The sequence below is a fragment of the Lactobacillus apis genome (assembly GCF_002837055.1).
GTDB classification, from domain to species: domain Bacteria; phylum Bacillota; class Bacilli; order Lactobacillales; family Lactobacillaceae; genus Lactobacillus; species Lactobacillus apis.
This window is the reverse complement of sequence record NZ_PDKP01000068.1, coordinates 1-449: the sequence shown is the minus strand read 5'-3', so window position 1 is coordinate 449 and position 449 is coordinate 1. Positions and strand designations below refer to the sequence as shown.

Annotated in this window: 2 pseudogenes; both read right to left on the bottom strand. The window is 36.5% G+C overall.

From position 1 onward, the window contains the following. A pseudogene (locus CRG87_RS08165) lies at positions 1 to 168 on the bottom strand (anion permease); the annotation flags it as partial. Between the two features lie 68 nt (positions 169 to 236). Further along, positions 237 to 449, bottom strand: a pseudogene (locus CRG87_RS07960) (NCS2 family permease); the annotation flags it as partial.

The following is a 449-nucleotide window of genomic DNA, read 5'->3' as shown; positions in this document are numbered from 1 at the left end:
AATTGGTAATGTAATACAACCAACAATAGTGGCGATAAAGATTGCGAGCATGTGCCAGGCCTGGACGGTAACCCCAGCAGGTCTGATAGGTGCAGTAAACCAGAAAACTAATCCAAGTAAAACTGGAAAAATAAATTTTTTATAGTCTATTTTTTCTAGTGTTTTCATGACTCCTCTTTTCAAAAAGTTAAAAAATAAGATGATTGTTTAACACATTCATCTTATCATAATTTGTTTTAGAAGTTCAGCACCCATAGGAAAATGATGAATACTACAAAGAGCACCCACATCATAGGAGTAACTTCTTTCCCACGTTTTGCTGCAAGCATACAGATTGGGTAAGTAATAAGGCCAAGAGCCAAGCCATCTGAAATTGAGTAGGTAAGTGGCATACCGGTTAAAATTAAGAATGCTGGCACAGCAATTTCCATTTTATCCCAATGAATGTG